The sequence below is a fragment of the Helicobacter sp. UBA3407 genome (assembly GCF_949747025.1).
In the GTDB taxonomy this organism is placed as follows: domain Bacteria; phylum Campylobacterota; class Campylobacteria; order Campylobacterales; family Helicobacteraceae; genus Helicobacter_D; species Helicobacter_D ganmani.
Genome location: NZ_CATKCB010000035.1, coordinates 1 through 1,554 on the forward strand (window position 1 = coordinate 1; position 1,554 = coordinate 1,554).

Below are 1,554 nucleotides of genomic sequence, written 5' to 3' on the forward strand. Positions count from 1 at the left end.
ATTGTGGAAAAATGCAGCCGTTACGGAATTGCTCATTGAGGGAAATCATTGCTATGGTGTGAGTGTGCTAACTAAGCGCGGAAGTTATAATCTTTATGCCAAACATGTAATTTTGGCAAGCGGAGGAGTAGGTGCGCTTTTTGAATATCACACGAATGCTTATACGATTTCTAGCGAACTGCATGGAATGATTTTAGAGAATAGTTTAAAACTTAAAGATATGGAAATGTTGCAATTTCACCCCACCGTGTTTGTGAAAACTCCCCGTGCGCGCAAAATGCTTTTGAGTGAAGCTTTGCGAGGCGAGGGGGCTAGGGTTGTGGATTTTTGGGGGAATCGCTTTTTGTTTGATTATGATTCTTCAGGTGAGCTAGCCCCGCGTGATAAAGTCGCGCGCAGTATTTTTGACTATAAGATGAAGTTGCAAGAAAGAAATCCAAACGCTCCACAAGAGCAAAAGGAAGTTTATTTGGATTTAAGTCCATTTTCTAAAGAGTTTTTTTATGAACGTTTTCCTAATATCGCACGCAACTTAAGCGCACTTGGATATGAATTGCCAAAGGATAAAATCCCGATTTCTCCTGCATTTCATTATTGTATGGGAGGGATTGAGACGGACAATATAGGGCGGGTTATCGGTATGCAAAATCTTTATGCTATGGGGGAATGCGCTTGCACAGGTGTGCATGGGGCGAATCGTTTAGCGTCTAATTCTTTGCTAGAGGGCTTGGTGTTTTCAAGACGCAGTGCCAAAGAGATTTTAGGAAGTTATGGGGCAGGAAATAGAATCCAAGATTCTAAATTGAGGGAATTTCCTTTGCATTCGCAAGTATTACAAAAAGAACAAGACGAGAATCTCAAAGCGATTTTGCGTCATTTAATGTGGCACAAAGTAGGTATTATTCGCAAGAAATCTGGTTTAAATGAAGCTCTAGGTGGAGTGGAAGTAATGTTACAAAGTGGAGTGGGAAGACTTTTGCGCTTGCGTTTGCTTACTGCTAAGAACATTATAGAATCTGCACTTAAGAGAGATTTTTCAGTCGGTGCGCATTATATTGAATAATGCTTGTTTGCAAAGATTCTTTATTGCGTTATTGTGAAGTGCAGTAATGTCGGCAGATGATTTGGAGTCATCGTAAGCCAAAATAGCCTATAAGCTTAATTTGTCAATAAGATTCTACTGCAAGATTCTAAAGGGTAGATTTGTGCTTTGTGGGTGAGTGCTTTACACGCACGCCACGAATGTTACTCATTTTGCAAGGACAAATTCTATTGCAAAGGCGAAGCATAAAGTTTATTTCGGATTTTGTGAGAGGAAAATTTCATTTTCTAGCATTTTGATTTCCTCTGCACTAAAGCCTGCTTGCAAACGCGCATTAATGTTAAATTGCGCGTTGGCTTTGGGGAAAGAAAAATGATAATTTTTAAGAATCTCAAAGTATTTTAAAGCTCTTTGTTGTGGGGCAATTCTTTCTTGTTCGCACGCGAAATGAAACCACACATTTCCCTTAAAAACGTGCGAAATTTCATCTTGTAAAATCATCTCTAAAGCTC

General features: G+C 39.4%; 2 protein-coding genes. One reads left to right on the forward strand and one right to left on the reverse strand.

Annotated features, from left to right (window positions below; all coding sequences use genetic code 11):
* The coding region (locus Q1553_RS00370; protein ID WP_300842656.1) for an FAD-binding protein at positions 1 to 1,063 on the forward strand (1,063 nt) is incomplete at its 5' end.
* Positions 1,064 to 1,294: 231 nt separating this feature from the next.
* Here Q1553_RS00370 and Q1553_RS00375 read toward each other — a convergent pair.
* Positions 1,295 to 1,554, reverse strand: a 260-nt coding sequence (locus Q1553_RS00375; RefSeq protein WP_300842657.1) for a DUF455 family protein, incomplete at its 5' end; no start/stop codon positions are given.